Origin of the sequence: Microbacterium sp. ZW T5_45, from assembly GCF_044987415.1 — a bacterium.
Taxonomy (GTDB): Bacteria; Actinomycetota; Actinomycetes; order Actinomycetales; family Microbacteriaceae; genus Microbacterium.
The window spans coordinates 77429-95334 of sequence record NZ_JBJDRJ010000005.1; the positions used below are offsets into that span (position 1 = coordinate 77429).

General features: G+C 68.8%; 16 protein-coding genes. 9 read left to right on the forward strand and 7 right to left on the reverse strand.

The window, feature by feature from the left end; translation table 11 throughout:
• Nucleotides 1–135 precede the first annotated feature (135 nt).
• The 3 genes from ACI3KS_RS03775 (at nucleotide 136) to ACI3KS_RS03785 (ending at nucleotide 5908) form a co-directional block, all read left to right on the forward strand.
• Nucleotides 136–3969: an SdrD B-like domain-containing protein gene (locus tag ACI3KS_RS03775; RefSeq protein WP_404915355.1), complete on the forward strand. Its 3834-nt coding sequence runs from the start codon at nucleotides 136–138 to the stop codon at nucleotides 3967–3969.
• Nucleotides 3970–4075: 106 nt separating this feature from the next.
• The gene (locus ACI3KS_RS03780) at nucleotides 4076–4477 is read left to right on the forward strand and encodes a VOC family protein (protein ID WP_404915357.1); all 402 of its coding nucleotides are present in this window, start codon (nucleotides 4076–4078) and stop codon (nucleotides 4475–4477) included.
• A 261-nt stretch (nucleotides 4478–4738) separates the two neighbouring features.
• Nucleotides 4739–5908: an RtcB family protein gene (locus ACI3KS_RS03785; protein ID WP_404915359.1), complete on the forward strand. Its 1170-nt coding sequence runs from the start codon at nucleotides 4739–4741 to the stop codon at nucleotides 5906–5908.
• A gap of 39 nt (nucleotides 5909–5947) precedes the next feature.
• On the opposite strand, the gene ACI3KS_RS03790 is transcribed toward ACI3KS_RS03785, so the two are convergent.
• Both ACI3KS_RS03790 and ACI3KS_RS03795 read right to left on the reverse strand, forming a co-directional pair.
• Entirely contained in the window at nucleotides 5948–7399 is a 1452-nt protein-coding gene (locus ACI3KS_RS03790; protein ID WP_404915361.1) for an MFS transporter, read from the reverse strand.
• 52 nt (nucleotides 7400–7451) lie between these two features.
• On the reverse strand, nucleotides 7452–8786 hold the full coding sequence (locus ACI3KS_RS03795) for a M20/M25/M40 family metallo-hydrolase (protein WP_404915363.1): 1335 nt from the start codon (nucleotides 8784–8786) through the stop codon (nucleotides 7452–7454).
• Between the two features lie 50 nt (nucleotides 8787–8836).
• Here ACI3KS_RS03795 and ACI3KS_RS03800 point away from each other — a divergent pair, with 50 nt between their 5' ends.
• From ACI3KS_RS03800 to ACI3KS_RS03815, 4 genes are all read left to right on the forward strand, one after another.
• Entirely contained in the window at nucleotides 8837–9844 is a 1008-nt protein-coding gene (locus ACI3KS_RS03800) for an FUSC family protein (RefSeq protein WP_404915365.1), read from the forward strand.
• A 39-nt stretch (nucleotides 9845–9883) separates the two neighbouring features.
• Nucleotides 9884–10282 (forward strand): DUF1801 domain-containing protein, encoded by a 399-nt coding sequence (locus ACI3KS_RS03805; RefSeq protein ID WP_404915367.1) that lies wholly within the window; start codon nucleotides 9884–9886, stop codon nucleotides 10280–10282.
• A 66-nt stretch (nucleotides 10283–10348) separates the two neighbouring features.
• Nucleotides 10349–10648, forward strand: a complete 300-nt coding sequence (locus tag ACI3KS_RS03810; RefSeq protein ID WP_404915369.1) for a thioredoxin domain-containing protein — start codon at nucleotides 10349–10351, stop codon at nucleotides 10646–10648.
• A gap of 51 nt (nucleotides 10649–10699) precedes the next feature.
• Nucleotides 10700–11110, forward strand: a complete 411-nt coding sequence (locus ACI3KS_RS03815; RefSeq protein WP_404915371.1) for a VOC family protein — start codon at nucleotides 10700–10702, stop codon at nucleotides 11108–11110.
• A 61-nt stretch (nucleotides 11111–11171) separates the two neighbouring features.
• Here ACI3KS_RS03815 and ACI3KS_RS03820 read toward each other — a convergent pair whose 3' ends face one another.
• From ACI3KS_RS03820 to ACI3KS_RS03840, 5 genes are all read right to left on the reverse strand, one after another.
• Entirely contained in the window at nucleotides 11172–12290 is a 1119-nt protein-coding gene (locus ACI3KS_RS03820) for a hypothetical protein (RefSeq protein WP_404915373.1), read from the reverse strand.
• 14 nt (nucleotides 12291–12304) lie between these two features.
• A complete protein-coding gene (gene thrC / locus ACI3KS_RS03825) occupies nucleotides 12305–13708 on the reverse strand; it encodes a threonine synthase (protein ID WP_404915375.1) in 1404 nt (467 codons plus the stop codon).
• An 80-nt stretch (nucleotides 13709–13788) separates the two neighbouring features.
• On the reverse strand, nucleotides 13789–15057 hold the full coding sequence (locus ACI3KS_RS03830) for a hypothetical protein (RefSeq protein ID WP_404915377.1): 1269 nt from the start codon (nucleotides 15055–15057) through the stop codon (nucleotides 13789–13791).
• 130 nt (nucleotides 15058–15187) lie between these two features.
• On the reverse strand, nucleotides 15188–15676 hold the full coding sequence (locus tag ACI3KS_RS03835) for a methylated-DNA--[protein]-cysteine S-methyltransferase (RefSeq protein WP_404915379.1): 489 nt from the start codon (nucleotides 15674–15676) through the stop codon (nucleotides 15188–15190).
• A 9-nt stretch (nucleotides 15677–15685) separates the two neighbouring features.
• Nucleotides 15686–16186: a GNAT family N-acetyltransferase gene (locus ACI3KS_RS03840; protein WP_404915381.1), complete on the reverse strand. Its 501-nt coding sequence runs from the start codon at nucleotides 16184–16186 to the stop codon at nucleotides 15686–15688.
• A gap of 344 nt (nucleotides 16187–16530) precedes the next feature.
• Between ACI3KS_RS03840 and ACI3KS_RS03845 the strand changes: the two genes are divergently transcribed.
• Nucleotides 16531–17133, forward strand: a complete 603-nt coding sequence (locus tag ACI3KS_RS03845) for a hypothetical protein (protein ID WP_404915383.1) — start codon at nucleotides 16531–16533, stop codon at nucleotides 17131–17133.
• Between the two features lie 124 nt (nucleotides 17134–17257).
• Nucleotides 17258–17905 carry a copper resistance protein CopC gene (locus tag ACI3KS_RS03850; RefSeq protein WP_404915385.1) on the forward strand — a complete coding sequence of 216 codons (648 nt, stop codon included), beginning with the start codon at nucleotides 17258–17260 and terminating at the stop codon, nucleotides 17903–17905.
• The last annotated feature ends 1 nt before the right edge of the window (nucleotide 17906 follow it).

The following is a 17906-nucleotide window of genomic DNA, read 5'->3' on the forward strand; positions in this document are numbered from 1 at the left end:
GGGAATTCCGATGTATCTAGCATGCCGATAGCTTCAGAATGCTGGGCACCCAGGCCCAGTTGCTCTCGCGGCTCCATTCAGCGACGGTGCGGTGCCGCCTGTGGCTCGAGAGCGTCGATCGAACAGGAGTGCTCTGTGAGAAAGCTCATCGCAGGAGGTGCCGTCGGTGCGATGACGGCGACCCTGCTCGCAGTGGCGGGGGTGAGCCCGGCGGTCGCAGCGACCGGTGACGGCACGATCTCCGTCACGGTCGTCAAGGACGTGAACGTGAACAAAGAGCGCGACGCTCTCGACGTCGCCCTCCCCGACGTCGACGTCCGTGTGTACGACGCAGCCGGCGGATCGATCACGGTGACGACGGATCCGAATGGTGTCGCGACGCTCACCGAAGCGGAGAACACGCTGGTCGGCGGGCGCTATCGCATCGAGGTCGTCAATCCCTCCCCTGCCACATACAGCGAGGCCCAGATCTCTGAGGAGCACGCCGAGCCGGAGTTCGCCCCCGCGGTGTCATTCGTCGACGTCCGCGACGGCGCAGATGCCGTGCTCTCGATCGGCTACGTCGACTACAGCACGCTCGGAGTGGAGGGCGCGCGGATCTTCTCAGCCGTCCAGCCCGATGACGTCTGGCGCCCCAACAGCGGCTCCCCCGAGGTCTACACCGTCAATTACGACCTGACCGGTGGCGTGACAGCGCTCACCTCGCGCAGCGAGCTCGGTGCCGTCTACGGCGTCGGCATCGATGACGAGAATCTCGACCTCTACATCGGCGCATACGCGAAGCGCGGATCTCTCTACGGCCCTGGCGGCTCCGGGGCGATCTACCGTGTCAACACGGTGAGCGGCGACTGGGAGACCTACGCCACGGTCGCCAATGCCGGTGACACCGCGCACGACATGGGCCCCGTCGTCCCCGGAAACGGCCTGGTCCAGCAGGACTATGCGTTCCGCACCGTCGTCGGTCGCGAATCACTGGGCGACGTCGAGGTGACCGATGACAACCGGTTCATCACCGCGGTCAACCTCAACGAGAAGTCGCTGGTCGTGTACCCCGTGCAGGACGCACTCGACCCGCAGCCCATCCAGACCCTGAACGTTCCCGCTCCCGCGGACTGCGTGAGCGACTGGGCACCGATGGGCCTCGCCGAGCGCGGCACCAGCCTGTTCGTCGGCGCGGTCTGCGGCAGCGACCTGCGGGCCTTCGTCCTCGAGTACGAGCGAGCGAGCGACGGAACGCTGAGCACCGCGCCGGTGAGCACGCGTGAAGGCGACGTCAGCGCGACCGTTCCCCGCGCCGGTCAGACCGGGCCCGGATTCGGTGTGCTCGGCGACTGCAACCTTGTGGACTGGCGCGAGTGGACGGACACCGTCCCGCAGAACTGCGTCGACGATGGCTTGAACGTGCCCGCTCAGGGCATCGGCTCCCAGTTCGTGGTTCCTCAGCCGATGCTCGGCGACATCGAGTTCCTCGAGGACGGCCAGCTGATCCTCAGCTTCCGCGATCGAGGCGGAGACCAGTACGGATCCGGTCTGTACCTCGGCAACAAGACCAGCGGAGGACCGTCCTACGGCATGGTCGTCGCGACGGGTGACATCATCGCGCTCCCCGCTGACGCCACGAGCCTCGACTTCGCCAACCCGGTCCACGACTTCAACGACAACGGGGCCGGCCACAACCAGGCCGCGTTCTCCGGCATCACTACGGTGCCCGGCAGCGGGACGATCGTGGGCAACGCCGTCGATCCCAGCAACGTGTTCAACACCAACGGCCTCCGGTCCTGGGACTCCACCGATGGCAGTTACGACCGGGGTGTCGTCGTCACCACCGACTTCGTGAAGTCGATGGGCCTGGCAGACGTCGAGGCGCTGGTGCTGGAGCAGACGCAGCAGATCGGCAACCGGATCTGGTCGGATCTGGATCAGGACGGCGTCCAGGATGCGAACGAGGGTGGCATCGCCGGAGTGCAGGTGGGCCTGTACGACGCCGATGGCGAGCTCGTCGCGACCGCCGTGACCGACGCGAACGGCGAGTACTGGTTCGACACCGCGGACGGCCTGCTTCCGGACACGGAATACGAAGTGCGTCTCGACCGTCCGACCGACTTCGAGGAAGGCGGACCCCTCTCCGGATACACCGCCACCGAGTATCGAGTCGGTACGAATCGTGGGATCGACAGCAACGGCGAGGTGAGTGACGACGGGACGATCATCGCGTCCATCACCACACCTGCTGCCGGCATCAACGACCATTCGATCGACTTCGGATTCGTCCCGACGCTGGTCTCGGTCGGCGACTACGTGTGGTTCGACGCCGATCGTGACGGAGCGCAGGATGCTGACGAGACGCCGATCTCCGGCGTCGAGGTGATCCTCTACGACAGCAACGGCATCGAAGTCGCCCGCACGACCACGGATGCGGATGGCTTCTACGCGTTCGGCGATCTCGTCGCGGACACCGAGTACTCGATCGTGTTCCCGACCTCGGTGGAGGTCGACGGCGAGCAGGTTCCCCTCACGGGCGCCGACCTCGGCGGAGACGATGCCGAGGACTCCGATGCGGATCCCACGACCGGCCGTGTGACGTTCACGACCACGACCGACGGCGACAATTCGGTTCTCCCTGGCGAGGTCGACCTGCCCACCATCGACGCCGGCTACGCACCACCGGTGCTGGTATCCGTTGGCGACTATGTCTGGATCGACGCGGATCGCGACGGCGTCCAGGACGCTACCGAGGCGCCGATCGCCGGCGTCGAGATCATCCTCTACGACGGTGAGGGTGTCGAGATCGCACGAACCACGACCGATGCGGACGGCTACTACGTCTTCACCTCTCTGACGCCGTCCGCGGACTACACGATCCAGTTCCCGACCACCGTGATCGTGGACGGAACCGCGTACCCGCTCACCCAGCAGGGTGTCGGCGACGACAGAGCGGCCGATTCCAACCCCGGAACCGATGGGCGCTACTCGTTCACCACCCCTGCGACGGGTGACAACTCCGCGACGCCAGGAGAGGCCGACGATCCGACCATCGACGTCGGCTACCTGATCCCCAGCGTGTCGGTCGGCGACTTCGTCTGGCTCGACACCGACCGCGACGGCGTCCAGGAGGAGGGCGAGCCCGGCATCCCCGGAGTCACGCTGACGATCACCGGGCCCGACGGCGAACCGGTCACCGACGTCTTCGGCGATCCTGTCGGACCGGCGACGACCGACGAGAACGGTTCGTACTCCTTCGTCGGTCTGCCGGTGCTGCCGCCGGGAGAGTCCTACACGGTGACGGTGACGCCGCCGGACGGGTTCGTTCCCACGCTGCCGGGGGTGGGCACCGGTGAGACGGACTCGTCCACGGGCTCCGCGGTCTCTGGAGACCTCACGGTCGACGGTGCTCGCGACGACACGCTGGACTTCGGGTTCTTCCCGAACCCGGTGTCGATCGGCGACTACGTCTGGCTGGACGTGGACGGTGACGGCGTGCAGGATCCGGGTGAGAGCCCCATCGCCGGCATCGACGTGAAGCTGTACGACGCCGATGGCACCCTCGTCGCCTCGACCACGACGGATGAGAACGGCTTCTACGTCTTCACCGACCTGCTGCCGAACACGGACTACTTCCTCGAGTTCCCGACCACGGTCGAGATCGACGGACAGCAGTACGCGCTCACCCCTCCCGGCCAGGGCGGCGCTGGCGTGGACTCCAACGCGGACCAGACGACCGGGCGCGTTCCGGTCACCACTCCCGCAACGGGTCGGAACTCCGCCCTCCCCGGTGAGGTCGACGACCCGACGTACGATGTGGGCTACACACTGAACCCGGTCATCGTGACGCCTACCCCGACTCCGGTTCCGACGGGTCTGCCCGCCACGGGTTCGGGTGATGTCCTGCCGCTCGTGGCACTGGCGATGATCCTGCTTCTCGCCGGTGCAGGCGTGGTCATCGCGCGCCGCAGCGCCGCACAGCAGTAATCCCGAAGAGAGCGGGTCCGTCGCATCCAGCGACGGACCCGCTCTCGCGTTCCCACGACGCGACCGATACTGGTGCCGCGCTGTCTCCACTGCAAGACTGACGGACATGGCGCTTCTCGATCACCTGGGCATCACCGTCGCGGATCTCGACCAGGGGCGGGCGCGATTCGACCCCGTCCTCACCGCTCTCGGCTACGAACGCGGTGGCGCGGACCACCACTCCGCGTCCTGGAACAACGGCGACGAGACCGAGATCATCATCTACACCTGGGACGACGACACGACCCCGCACCGGCACGGCCGCATCGGCTGGCAGCACCTCGCCTTCGCGCTGCCCTCGCGCGAAGAGGTCGATCGCCTGCACGATCTCTCCCTCGCGGCGGGGTGGACCGCGGTGCGTGATCCCAAGGAGTACCCGCGTTACACGGCGCGCTACTACGCCTCCTTCCTCGAAGACGCCGACGGCATCCGGATCGAGTTCATGCACAACCCGCCGGCCGGTGCTTGACGGAACGGACACTGCTCCCCTATCGTTGCAAGGCTGTGCCGCCCGGCACCGCATGCAGCCGAGGAGACGACAGATGACCGCCCTGCGGAACTTCCCCTTCGCCACGGTCGGAGCCCTTCAGCAGAAGCGCGACGACCGCAACGAGTCGTACCCTCCGGCGCGCGCCGTGTAGCAGCATCCGCTGTCCTCATGCCCCGCACCGTCAGGTCCGGGGCATCTCCATTTCCCGACCTGTGGCTGACCACGAGAAGGAAAGGAACCATGGAGAGGCTCTCCGCACGGCTGCTGTCGTGGGCATCGCTGATCGACGAGAAGACGCTCGATCAGGCGAAGACCACGGCACGCATGCCGTTCATCCACCCGCACCTGGCCCTGATGCCAGACGCGCACCTCGGCAAGGGTGCGACCGTCGGATCGGTGATCCCGACGCTCGGCGCGATCATCCCCGCCGCCGTCGGAGTCGACATCGGCTGCGGCATGATCGCCGTCCGCACGCAGTTCTCGGCGGCCGACCTCGCCGGTCGCGACCTCGCAGAGCTGCGCGAGCAGATCGAGCGCGCCATCCCGCTGTCGGCCGGCCGCTACAACAACAAGATCGTCGCGACCGCTGCTCCGCGGATCGCGGAGCTCGAGGCGCTCGCCGAGAAGAACGGCGTCGACCCCGAGGCCTACGCGAAGAACTGGCGGCTGCAGTTGGGCACGCTCGGCTCGGGCAACCACTTCATCGAGGTCTCGGCGGACGAGCTCGACCGGATCTGGCTGTTCCTGCACTCGGGGTCGCGTGGTGTCGGGAACCGGATCGCCGGCCACCACATCGCCATCGCGCAGAGGCTCGCGAAGCAGTGGTGGATCGACCTCCCCGACCCCGACCTGGCGTACCTCGTCGAGGGCACGCCCGAGTTCACGGCGTACATCCGCGAACTGCGGTGGGCGCAGCACTTCGCGCTGCTCAACCGCGAGGAGATGATGGATCGCGTGATCCGGCAGGTGTCGGAGTTCCTGGGATCCGCCGTGGATGAGCAGGAGCGGATCAACTGCCATCACAACTTCACGGAGTCGGAGAAGCACTTCGGAAAGCAGGTCTGGGTGTCGCGCAAGGGCGCGATCCAGGCGGATGCCGGCCGCCCCGGCCTCATCCCCGGGTCGATGGGCACCGCGTCCTACGTCGTGGAGGGTCTCGGCAACCCGGTGTCGCTGAACTCCTCCCCGCACGGTGCAGGGCGCGAGTACTCGCGCTCTGCGGCCCGGAGGACGTTCAGCCACGACCAGCTGCGGGAGGCGATGACGGGCATCGAGTTCCGCGACACCGCCGCGTTCATCGACGAGATCCCGCAGGCGTACAAGCCGATCGACACCGTGATGGCGGATGCCGCCGATCTGGTGAGGATCCGGCACACGCTGCGTCAGCTCGTCAACGTGAAGGGCGACTGATGCAGGCGGGGCCCGGCAGCGAACTGCCGGGCCCCGCTCTCAGACCGCGACGGCGCTGTCGGCCGTCCGATCGGTGAAGGCCTGCTTCGGCACGAACAGCAGCAGCACCGCCGCGGCGAGCGCGGTGACGCCGCACACGACCCAGACCGTGACGTATCCCGCGAGGGAGCCCGCCGTGCTCTCGGCTGCGGCGGATCCCGCCACCCCGTGCAGCAGGGCGATGCCGAACACGCACGATGCGATCGCCCCGCCGACGGTCTTGACCGAGTTCGTGAGGCCGGTCGCCACTCCGGTCTGAGTCGAAGGGGCCGCGGACGCCGCAGCCGCAGGGAGGGCCGCGACCAGGGCGCCCGAGCCGAGACCCACGACCACCATGTTCGTGGTCACCTGGGCGTACGCGTCGTGGAACGGCAGGAACAGCAGGAACCCGACGCCGACGAGCAGCGAGGCGCCCATCAGGGTGATCCGCGGCGTGAGCGCACGGGCGATGACCGGGAAGAGCAGCGCTCCGACGATCATCGCGATGAGGTAGATCCCGATGATGAGCGAGGTGGCGAAGCCCGTGGTGCCGAGTCCGTATCCGTTCACCGCCGGGTCGGTGCGCGCGAAGGTCGACAGCGGCGCCTGCGCGCCCAGCACGCTCACCCCGAACAGACCCGCGGTGAGGAACACCGGTCCGAGGGCCGGCGAGCGGAACATGCGCACGTCGATCAGCGGATCGTCGCGGCGCAGCTCCCAGAGCACGAACGGGATGACGAGCAGGATGCCGAGCACCACCACCGCCCAGGAGAGCGGGTTCACCAGCCCACCCTCGAGCCGCAGCAGGCTGAGCCCGCCCGTGAAGCAGACGAGGGCGAGCGAGATGAGGATCAGCCCCACGGTGTCGAAGACACCGCCGGTGGGCTCCGGCGACTCAGCGACGCCGAACAGGATCACGAAGAAGCACACGACGATGAGCAGCGCCGGCACGAGGAGCACGACGGTCAGCGGCAGCGCGTCGATGAGCGCTCCGCCGACCAGCGCTCCGATGATCGCGCCGCCCTCCAGCGCGGCGACGAGCAGACCCGCGGCCTTCGCGGTCACCGAGGCCCGCCCCTCCATGCGGCGCGAGCGCGACCAGATGAGCGCGATCTCGAGCGGCAACCACACGACGTAGAAGCCCATGAGCGTCCACGCGACGAGGAACAGCGCGAAGGAGTCCGTGAACGGCAGGACCAAGGCGGCCGCGGCGGTGAGTGCCGTCGAGATCAGCAGCATTCGCTTGTGCCCGACCATGTCGCCCAGCTTCGCGAACGCGGGGACGACGAGTGCCGAGAGCATGAGCTGCGTGCCCTCGAGCCAGTTGACGTCCGCGTCGTGGATGCTCAGGTGACGGGCGATGTCGCTGAGCATGGGCGTGTAGTAGCCCTGCAGCACCCCGCTGGTGAACTCGACGAAGGCGAGGAAGCCGACGACGGTGGCAAGAGTGCCGAGAGTGCGGTTTCGCGTCATCGCGACTCCTCGCTGCGAGAGGGACCCGGTGCGGGAGCGACGGGGTGCGAGATCACCCTAGTCCTTCGAGCAGCGACCGGTGGAACCGCTCCCCCCGCTCGAGGGCGGCGATCTCGACGTTCTCGTCGACACCGTGGATCGATGCCCGCTGCGCATTCGACATGTCCAGCGGCGCGAAGCGGTAGACCGCCGGCGAGAAGCGGTGGAAGTGCCGCGAGTCGGTGGCGGCCATCATCACGTACGGCACCGCAGGCACCCCGGGATGCGAGGTCTCGAGCGCCCGGGCGAGCAGCGCGAACTGCTCGTTGTCGGTGGGTGACTCGGGCGACGGCTCGCTCGCTTCGACCACCGTGACCTTCACGAGCGGATCGGCGACCCTCCGACGGATGCGCAGCGCGGTCTGCTGCGTCGTCTCGCCCAGTGCGATGCGCAGGTTGAGGGTGGCGGATGCCTGTGAGGGGAGCACGTTCGCGGCCGTCCCTCCGGATTGCATGGTGGGGGCGACCGTCGTGCGCACGAGCGCGGCCGGCTCTCCCCCGAGCGCCGCGAACACCTGCGCCGTGACGACAGGTGCTGCCCCGAGCAGGCGCAGCAGGTGACGAGCGGGCCCTGGTGTCTGCGCGGAGAGCTGCGTCAGCATCCGTCCGATCGCGGCGGACGCCCGAGGCCGGAAGGTGCGGGGGCCGAGCCGGTCGACGGCGCGGGCGACGCGTCGGACGGCGGTGAGCGCGGGCGGTGCCGATGCGTGGCCTCCGTCGCCACGCGCGGTGAGGGTCACGGTCATGACGCCCTTCTCGCCGACGCCGATCATCGCGGCGCGCCCTGGTACGAAGGGCAGCGGAGCATCGACCACCGCCCCGCCCTCGTCGACGACGATCCACGGCACGATCCCCCGGTCTCGCAGCTCACCGGCGATCCGCTCGGCGGCGTGGCCGTAGGTCTCCTCGTTCCCACCGAACGAGAGGTACACGTCGCGCGCGGGAGTGAAGCCGGCGGCAAGCAGGTTCTCCACCGCTTCCAGCACGACGATGAGCGGACCCTTGTCATCGAGCGCACCGCGCCCGTAGACGATGCCGTCCTCGATCACGCCGGCGAACGGCGGATGCGTCCACGCATCGCTCTCATCGACCGGGACCACGTCGTAGTGCGCCATCAGCACGGCGGGCCCACCGCTCACCGTGCCCGTGCCTCGCCAGTGGAACAGCAGTCCGAAGTCCGTGTGCCGCTCGAGCACGAGTCGCTCGTGCACGAACGGGTACAGCTCGGCGATCAGGGCGACGAACGCCTCGAAGGGCTCGCTGCCGCGATCCTCGAGCTCCGCCGAGACGGTCGGCAGCTGGATCATCCTCGACAGTCGTTCGGCGATACCGGGGCGCACGTCAGTCACGCGGCCATGCTATCCCCGGGCGCCGCACCGCGGAGTGGGAGGATGGACGGGTGAGTCTGTTCGCTTTCGCCCCGTCGCGGGGCCCGCGCTGGCAGCTCGCCCTGCAGGCCGCGCTCGGCATCGCCGTCCCCATCGCCGTGATGACGCTCGCCGGGCGCCCGACGCTCGGCTACATCGCCGCATCAGGTGCCTTCACCGCCCTGCATCTCGGGGCGCTCCCGGTCGTCGAGCGCGCCAAGACCCTGCCCATCGTCGCCTCTCTACTGCTCGCCTGCGCCGGGCTCGGCGTCCTCGCCGCCGGCGACCTGTGGCTGTCGAGCATCGGGCTCGTCGTCGTCTCGATCGCCGTCGCCGCGCTGGCCTACGGATTCCGGCTCGGTCCGCCCGGTCCTCTGTTCTTCGTGCTGGTGTTCGGGCTGTCCGCGAGCATCGTCGGAACCGGCGCGATCGACGGTGGGGTCTATCTCGCCGCCCTCGGCGCGGGATGCGCCTTCTCGTACCTGCTCTCGCTCACACCTCTCGTACTCCCCTGGGTGCGCGGCAAGACCGCACGACCGGTGCGCGAGATCCTGCCCGGTCCGGCGTTGACGGTGGACGGACGGATGCTGCTGCTGCGGGTCGTCCTCGTCGCCGTGGTCGGCACCGGGCTCGGCCTGCTCATCGACCCGACCAAGATCTACTGGCTGGTCGGATCGGCGGTCGCGGTGATCGGTGTCGCCGCCGCGCGCCGCGCCGCCGTGGAACGGGCGCTGCATCGGATGCTCGGCACCGTCGTCGGCGCAGGGCTCTACGCGCTGCTCGCCCTGCTGCACCCCGCGGGTCTCGTGCTCGCGGTGCTGCTGGGTGTGCTGCAGTTCACGATCGAGATCGTCGTCGTGCGTCACTATGCGCTCGCCCTCGTGTTCATCACCCCGCTCGTGCTCATGCTGGTCGGGGCCGCGAGCGGGACGATCGGCTCGATGGACGTGGCCATGGAGCGGGTGATCGACACCCTCGTCGGTGCGGCGCTGGGCGCGGCATCCGGCATTCTGCACCCCCGGGCGACGCCGCAGGACTGACCCTCGCGCGCGGATGCCGATCACGGCATACTCGCTGTCATGAGCCTTCCCGATGACATCGTGGCCTATCACGACGCGCTCGCACCCGCTGACCGCGAGATCTGCGACGTGCTCGCCGGGGAGATCGAGCGCGCACTCCCCGAGGCCTCGCGCAAGGTGTGGCATGCGCACCCCGTATGGTTCCTCGACGGCAACCCGATCGTCGGCTACGACCGGCTGAAGGACGCCGTGCGACTGATGTTCTGGAGCGGTCAGTCGTTCGCCCTCCCCGGTCTGACGGCATCCGGGTCGTTCCAGGCCGCGGAGGCCCGGTACACCGACGTCGATCAGGTCGACGTCGATGCGCTCGCGTCATGGCTGGCCGCGGGGCGCGACATCCAGTGGGATTACGAGCACATCCGCACGAATCGTGGTCTGGTCAAGCGCACCGTCTTCTGACCTCGGGAACAGGCGGCGCCGACGCGCGGTTGTAACGGAGGGTCAGACACGATCAGGGAGGCGCCGGTGGAGCTCACGCTCGTCAGTTCTTCGTTCTGCGGCGCCTGCGCGCGCACCCGGTCGGTGCTCGCCGACGCCGTGCGGTTCCTGCCCGACGCATCGCTGACCGAGATCGATGTCGCGTCGGACCCGGATTCCGCAGAGGCGCTCGACATCCGCTTCACCCCGACCGTGATCATCCGTCGCGCCGACGGCAGCGAGGCGTTCCGCGCCGAGGGCGTGCCGACGGTTCCGCAGGTGCTCACGGCTGCGGTGCGGGCGCTGGATCCGCCCCTTGCGGCTGCCGCTCCGCAGAGCGCAGACTGAGCATGCGCGCGCGGGGACAGCGCGCGCTTCCACTCACCCTGGGGGTCTTCGATGGCGAATCTCAACCCGTATCTCTCCTTCCGCACCGACGCTCGCGCGGCGATGGACTTCTATCAGAGCGTGCTCGGCGGCGAGCTCGACGTGAACGTGTTCTCGGAGTTCCCCGGCATGGTGCAGGACCCGAGCGAAGCGGATCTCGTGATGCACGCGCAGCTGACCACGCCCGACGGCCTCGTGCTGATGGCATCCGACACGCCGAGTTCGATGCCCTATGAGAAGCCGCAGGGCATCTCGGTGTCGCTGAGCGGCACCTCCGCCGAGACGACGAAGGCAGTGTGGGAGAAGCTCTCCGAGGGTGCGACGATCACCATGCCGCTGGACAACGCCCCGTGGGGCGGCCTGTTCGGGATGCTCGTCGACCGCTTCGGCATTGCCTGGATGCTCAACGGCGACCCCGCGTAGGTGGCACCTTCCTCGCCGAGCGCCGTTCGTCTCGCTCCGCTCGCTCAGGGACCGGGTGGTGTCACGAGCCGAGGGAGAGTATCCACCCCACGACGTCGGAGATGATCGAGTACAGCCCGAGGCCGAGCACCGCGAGGCCGGCGAGCAGCCACCACCATTCGAAGCGCTGACGGAGTCGTCGACCCGCGCGAGCGACGCCGAGCGGACGGTCCAGCGGGCCCGCCGGACCGGGCAGAAGGTGATCGTCGCGCCAGGCGTGCCACTGATGGGCCTTCGCCGTGATCGCCTCGACCGCGGTGAGGAGCGACCGCCAGCGCTGCGGGTCCGTGCCCACCAGATCCTTCGGCGCGCAGAGATAGAGCATGTCGTCGATGATCTCCACGTCCAGATCGCGGGCGTGGTCGAGCATCACGGCCAGCACGTCCGGCGGGAACAGGTACAGCGCGTCGACCTCGTAGTCGTGCGGGCAGTACAGACGGAACGCATCCGCGAACGGCCCCTCCGGGATCAGGCGCTGATCGGAGGTGAAGCCGATCGGCAGGTTGGTGCGTCCGAAGGCACGGTCGTTCGCTCGCGCGTCGAGCACAATGTGCGGCAGTGCGACGCCCAGCTGCACCCGCACGTAATCCGTCTGCCGCACGGTCCGACTGCGACCGCTCCCCGTCGTCCCGCGGTAGATGCCGATCTCGATCGACGCATCCCCGGGGATCACCGTCCTGTCGAACACGTCCACTTCTGCCCCCGGCATCGCGTACATGCCGCGATAGCCGCCGGACGGCAGCCACGGGTCGTACTCCCAGCCGTTGTCCGCCGCGAGGCGATGAAGGCGATAGCGTCGCCGGTCCTGCCGGATGACGCGCGCGAACACCCACACCCAGAGAGCCAGAACCGTGAGCGGTGCGATCAGTGCGATGGCGACGATGCCGAGATCGGAGAGATCGACGTCACCCGCGAACAGGTCGTCCGCCATCGGCCACATCATCATGATCGTCACGAAGGCGAGCATCACGCCGATGAGCACGAGGTACTGCGACCCCGCGGCCAACCGCTTCGGCAGGATCGATCGCACCTCGCGCGCGTAGCGGCGTACGTCGCCGACACGGATCGGATCGGTGAGTGCGCGGGTGCGGAGACGCGACCGGTCGGCCTCGTCGTCTCCGACAGCGGCTAGGGGACGCATGCCGGACCGCGGGATCAGCGCAGGGCGTGCGCCTCGATGAAGGCGCGCAGCGCCGCCTGGTCGTCGGCCATCTCGGTGACGTGCTGCGGAGCCTCGAGCATCGCGCGGAGGTCGCTGGAGTAGTCGAGCTCGACGCCGATGGCCTCGCGGATTGTCTCGGCGAACTTCTCCGGCTTCGCGGTCTCGAGCACGAGCATCGGCACTCCCGGCTCGACGTACTCGCGGGCGACCTTCACGCCGTCGGCGGTGTGCGGATCGATGACCTCCTCCGACTCCTCGAACACGGCGCGGATCGTCGCCAGCCGGTCGGCGTGGGTCGAAGTGCCGCTGACGATGCCGAACTCCTCCTGGAAACGGGGCAGCTCGGCGGTGAAGTCGACGTGGCCCTGCTCGTCGAGGTCGCGCCAGGCCGCGAGCACTCGCTCGGGGTCACGGCCGACCAGCTCGAAGATGAAGCGCTCGAGGTTCGACGCCTTGGAGATGTCCATCGAGGGGCTCGAGGTGGCGAGCGTCTGTGCCGCGCTGCGCGGACGGTAGATCCCCGTGCGGAAGAACTCGTCGAGCACGTTGTTCTCGTTCGCCGCGAGCACGAGCCGGCGGATCGGCAGGCCCATCTGCTTGGCGTAGAAGCCGGAGAGGATGTTGCCGAAGTTGCCGGAGGGCACCGTGAACGACAGCTCGGTCCACCCACCCGCATCGGTCGCGCGCAGCCAGGCCCAGAAGTAATAGACGACCTGCGCGGTGATGCGCGCGAGGTTGATCGAGTTCACCGCGCCCAGGTGCTGGGTGCGCTTGAAGTCGAGGTCTCCTGCGAGATCCTTGACGAGGTTCTGGCAGTCGTCGAAGACGCCGTCGATCGCGATGTTGTGGATGTTCTCGTCGTCGAGCGAGAACATCTGCGCTCGCTGGAAGGGGCTCATCCGCCCCTGCGGCGACAGCATGAAGACCGAGATGCGCTCCTTGCCGCGGAGGGCGTGCTCGGCGGCGGATCCGGTGTCGCCGGAGGTCGCGCCGAGGATGTTCAGCACCGAGCCCTTGCGCTCGAGCGCGTACTCGACGACCTGGCCGAGGAACTGCATCGCCATGTCCTTGAACGCCAGCGTCGGCCCCTCGGAGAGACCGACGAGTGTGAGGTCGCCGTCGATGTCGCGCAGCGGCACGACCTCTTCGGGGAACGGCTCGTATGCCGCAGCGGTCATCCGCGCGAGATCCTCGCGGGGGATGTCGGTCGCGAACAGACCCAGCACCTCGGTCGCGAGCTGCGGGTAGGTCAGGGCGCGCCAGCGCTCGAGGGTGTCGCCATCGACCACGGGCATGGTCTCGGGCACGGCGAGACCGCCGTCGGTCGCGAGGCCTTCGAGCAGGGTGTCGCAGTACGGCAGCGGCTGCATGCCGCCTCGGGTCGAGATGTACTGCACGGGGGCTCCTCAGATCGGAATCGGCGCGGGACTCCCATTCTCGCAGGTGCGCGGACGCCAGTGACGCACGACGGATGCCGTCAGAGGGCTGTCGTGCGGTTGTTGACCCGATACCAGTCCAGACCTGCGTCTCGTGCGATGCGCGAGACGACCGCGTCGACACGGGCCTTGGCGTCCTCATCCAGGATGAGGTCCGAACGGAGCCACACGCTGAGGCCCTCGCGTCCGACCTCCACCGAACCGACCTCTCCCGTGTCCGCGAGCTCCTGCCACCAGCCGACCCACTCGGGGTAGGGGTTGTCGTGGGGGCTCAGCACGGTCTCGTCCTGCGGGCTCACCGAGAAGCTGGGCTCGGTGAAGATCGAGAAGGTCACCCGGACGCCGTCGGGATTGTGCGCGGCGATCTGCTCGGAGGCGACGGTGATCGTCTGGACGTCGTCGACCTGGACATCGACGACGCTGCCGGTCGCGACCGCGAACAGCCCCAGCTCCTCGGAGATCCACGTGACGAGACGAACTCCCGCTGGCCCTGCGCCCGTCGACGCACCGCCGAGAATCGCACCGACTCCATCCGTGATCTCGATGTCGAGATCCGTCCACAGCCCGGATGGGAGATCGCGCAACTGCGACTCCACCTCGGCCGTGGTGTCGGCGTCGGCGCCTGCCTCGTCGTCGGCCTCGTCGAGCGACAGCACCAGACCGTCGCCGATCAGGGTCGCTCCCGCGATCGGGACCGACTGGTCGATCGTCCGCAGGTCGGCGATGCGCTGCACGACGGTCTCCGTGGGCTCGGCCGGCAGCTGCAGGGTCGGAGAGTCGACCGATGCCGTGGGGGCGTCCAGGCGCGTGACCACCGCATCCGCGGCATCGAGGATCTCGGCTCCGAGAAGAACGTCGTCGCCGAACTCGACGGCGATCAGGTCATCCCCTCGCTCGGCGAGCTCGACCGCGACCGCAGAGGAGAGATCGAGATCGCGGATGCTCGACGCGATGCCCACGAGATCCTGCTCGATCTCGGGGCACGCTCCGCCGACGCTCGACCCCACGTCGACGGAATCGGCGCGCACGACGAGGTCGAGGTGGATCGTCGCGCTCGGGCGTGCCCCGCACGCGGCGTCGACCAGGGCGTCGACCACGTCCTGGTCGGCCGGCACGACCGCGTCGACGGAGGCCTGGACCGTGAACGGCAACGGCGTGGACACCGTCATCGAGACGTCGATCACTCCGGGGACGTCCGCGAGGATCTTCTCGTAGCGCTCGGCGTCGCCGCGGACCTGCGGCATGCACCCGGTGAGCGCGAGGACCCCGATCAGGATCACCGCTGTCGTCGGCAAGGCTCGTCTGCGCATCGTCCCCCCTGGCGTCTGCTCCCTGCTGACAGGGTAGTCGTCCTCCTCCGAACAGAGAGACGCGAACAGACAGGCCCGAACAGACAGGCCCGAACAGACAGGCCCGAACAGACAGGCCCGAACATGCGAGTCAGAACAGGGAGGTCGGCAGAGCACCCTCGTGCTCGAGCAGCCAGCGCTTGGTCTGCAGCCCCTCCCCCGGTCGCCCGCCCGAGTAGCCGCCCAGCCCGTCGCCGGCGACGACCCGGTGGCACGGAACGATGAGCGGCACGGGGTTGGCGCCCATGATCGCTCCGATCCCGCGCGCGGGGATGCTCGTCCCGCTGCGTGCAGCGAGGTCTCCGTAGGTGACGGTCTCTCCGGATCGCACGGAGTCGAAGAGCGCTCGAAGCACTGCGCCGGTCGCGGCGGTCTGCACCCCGAGGTCGAACGGGACGTCGAACGCCGAGAGCACACCGTCGAAGTACCCGCCCAACTCGGCGAGCGCCTGCGCGAGCACGGCATCCGTCCCGCCGGGAGGCATCGAATCGACATCCCAGGTGATCCTCGTCACCGCCGACCCCGAACTCGCCACGCCGATCATTCCGATGGGCGTCTCGAGCGTGCCGAAGGAGGACATGCGCCGACTCTACGCGCCGGGTGCGACATCCAGGTCGCGCGCGAAGCAGAGGGAGAGATCACTGCCGACGTAGTGCCCGAAGAGCGGGATCGGCGAATACCCCTCGCGCTCGTAGAACCGCACCGCATCGGGCTGCTCCGTGCCGGTCTCGAGCACGAGCCGCCGGACGCCGAGGGCGGCGGCCTCGCGTTCGAGGGCGCGGAGCAGCGCCGTGGCCGCACCGGTTCCTCGCGCAACCGGTGCCGCATACATGCGCTTGATCTCCGCGGTGTGCCCGCCGAGGACGGCATCCGGAAGCGGGCGGAGTCCCCCGCACACGATCGGCGCGCCGCCGGCGTTCCAGGCGACGAGGAAGACCGGGACGTCATCCGCCGTGGGGGCGATCCCCGGTTCGTGGTCGTCGCTGCCGTAGCGCGCGTCGAGCTCCGCCCGCTGCGCCGCGCGCAGCGCGACGGCATCGGGATGCTCCCACTCGACCCGCTCGACGCGGACGCTCTCGTTCGTGATCATCCGTCCACCCTAAGAGCGCCGTATGTCGGGCATGTGACGCTCAGGCGGGAATGGCGAACAGGAGGTCGTCGATGCGACTCGCGGATCGGCTCCGGTGTGACGGAAGGGGCCCCGAGAGGCCCCTTCCGGGCGGCCCGGCAGAGCGGACACCACCGGGAGTCACCACTGCTGGCGACTCCCGCGACAGCATCCTCTCGACCCGCGCGACGGCGAACGAGGGGATTGACTTCGCTTTCATCCATCACGACTCGGGACAGTGCGAAGAATGACGCGAAGCCGGACAGGACGCGGCGCAGATGCCCCGAGGAAGGCGGGGCCCCGCCGCCGCCTGACAGAATGGACTCGTGCACCCGACCAGAAGGCCCGCCGTCCTGCGCGGGTTCGCCGCGTCGAGCGTCGCGATCTTCACGGCGCTCGCGGGTCACGTCACCTCGGGCGGTCTGATGCCCGGGATGCTCGGGATCGTCGTGCCGTGGGTGCTGTCCTTCATGGTGTGCGTGCTGCTCGCGGGACGCCGGCTCTCGGTCGTCCGGCTCTCGGCATCGGTCATGGTCAGCCAGTTCCTCTTCCACGTGCTCTTCGTGCTCGGCGCGATCACGCCCACCGTCGCGATGACCGGGCACCAGCACGGAACGCACATCATGATGTCCGATTCCTCCGGGGTCGTCGAGGCGATCGCCGCCGGGGGCATGATGTGGTTCGGTCACGCCCTCGCCGCGCTCATCACCATCGTCGCGCTGCACCGCGGCGAGCGCCTGCTTCTCGGCTTGCGCGACCTCGCCCAGCGCAGCATCCGCTGGCTCCGTCGTCGTGTGAACGTCGTCACGGCCCTCCCCGCTCTTCCCTCGCCCGCTGTCGCCCCGACGTTCACCGTCACGGTGCTGCGCAGCGCGCTCCTGCTCGCACCCCTGCGCGGGCGGGCGCCTCCTCTCCTCGCAACGGTCTGATCCACGCCGCCGGACGCCGCGTCCGGTCGGCGCTCCTGCGCGCATGCGCCCGGCGTCCGCCGCGGCCGCGCGCCCGTTCGCACGCACGGCGCCGACCGATGGCGCCTGACGAGAGGTATCTTCCATGTCCCCTGTCCGCAGATTCGCGGTCGGGTTGGCGGTGGCCGCGGTCGCGATCCTCGCGACGGCTGCCCCGGCATCCGCCCACGACTCCCTCATCTCCAGCACGCCCGAGGCCGATCAGCGGTTGGAATCGGCCCCTGAGACGATCCAGCTCGTCTTCTCCGGCGAACTGCTCGTGCTCGGCGACACCGGTGACCTCGGCGACACCGGCGAAGGTGCGTCCGCCGAAGGCACCGTGGTTCTCATCGTCGATGAGGCCGGTCACGACTGGGCCGGCGACGCCGAGGTGCGCGGCAACACCGTGACGATCGGCGTCGAACCCGGGATGCCGGATGCCGGCTACCAGGTGCGCTGGCAGGTCGTGTCGGAGGACGGACACCCCATCGCGGGTACCGTGCCGTTCACGATCGGCGATGCGGAGCCGTACACGGCGAGCGCGCAGCCCACGCACACGGCGACGGATGCTCCTGCGAGCGGACCCGATCAGACCACAGAGAACTCTGAGACCGACGGGGCACTGCGTGCGCTGCTCGTCGGCGGCGCGGGCGCGGCAGTCGCCGTCATCGCCCTCGTCCTCTTCCGAATCCTCCGTCGTCCGAGGACGGCACCCGCTGAGCCCGCACAGGGCGACGACGCGGACGAACTGTGAA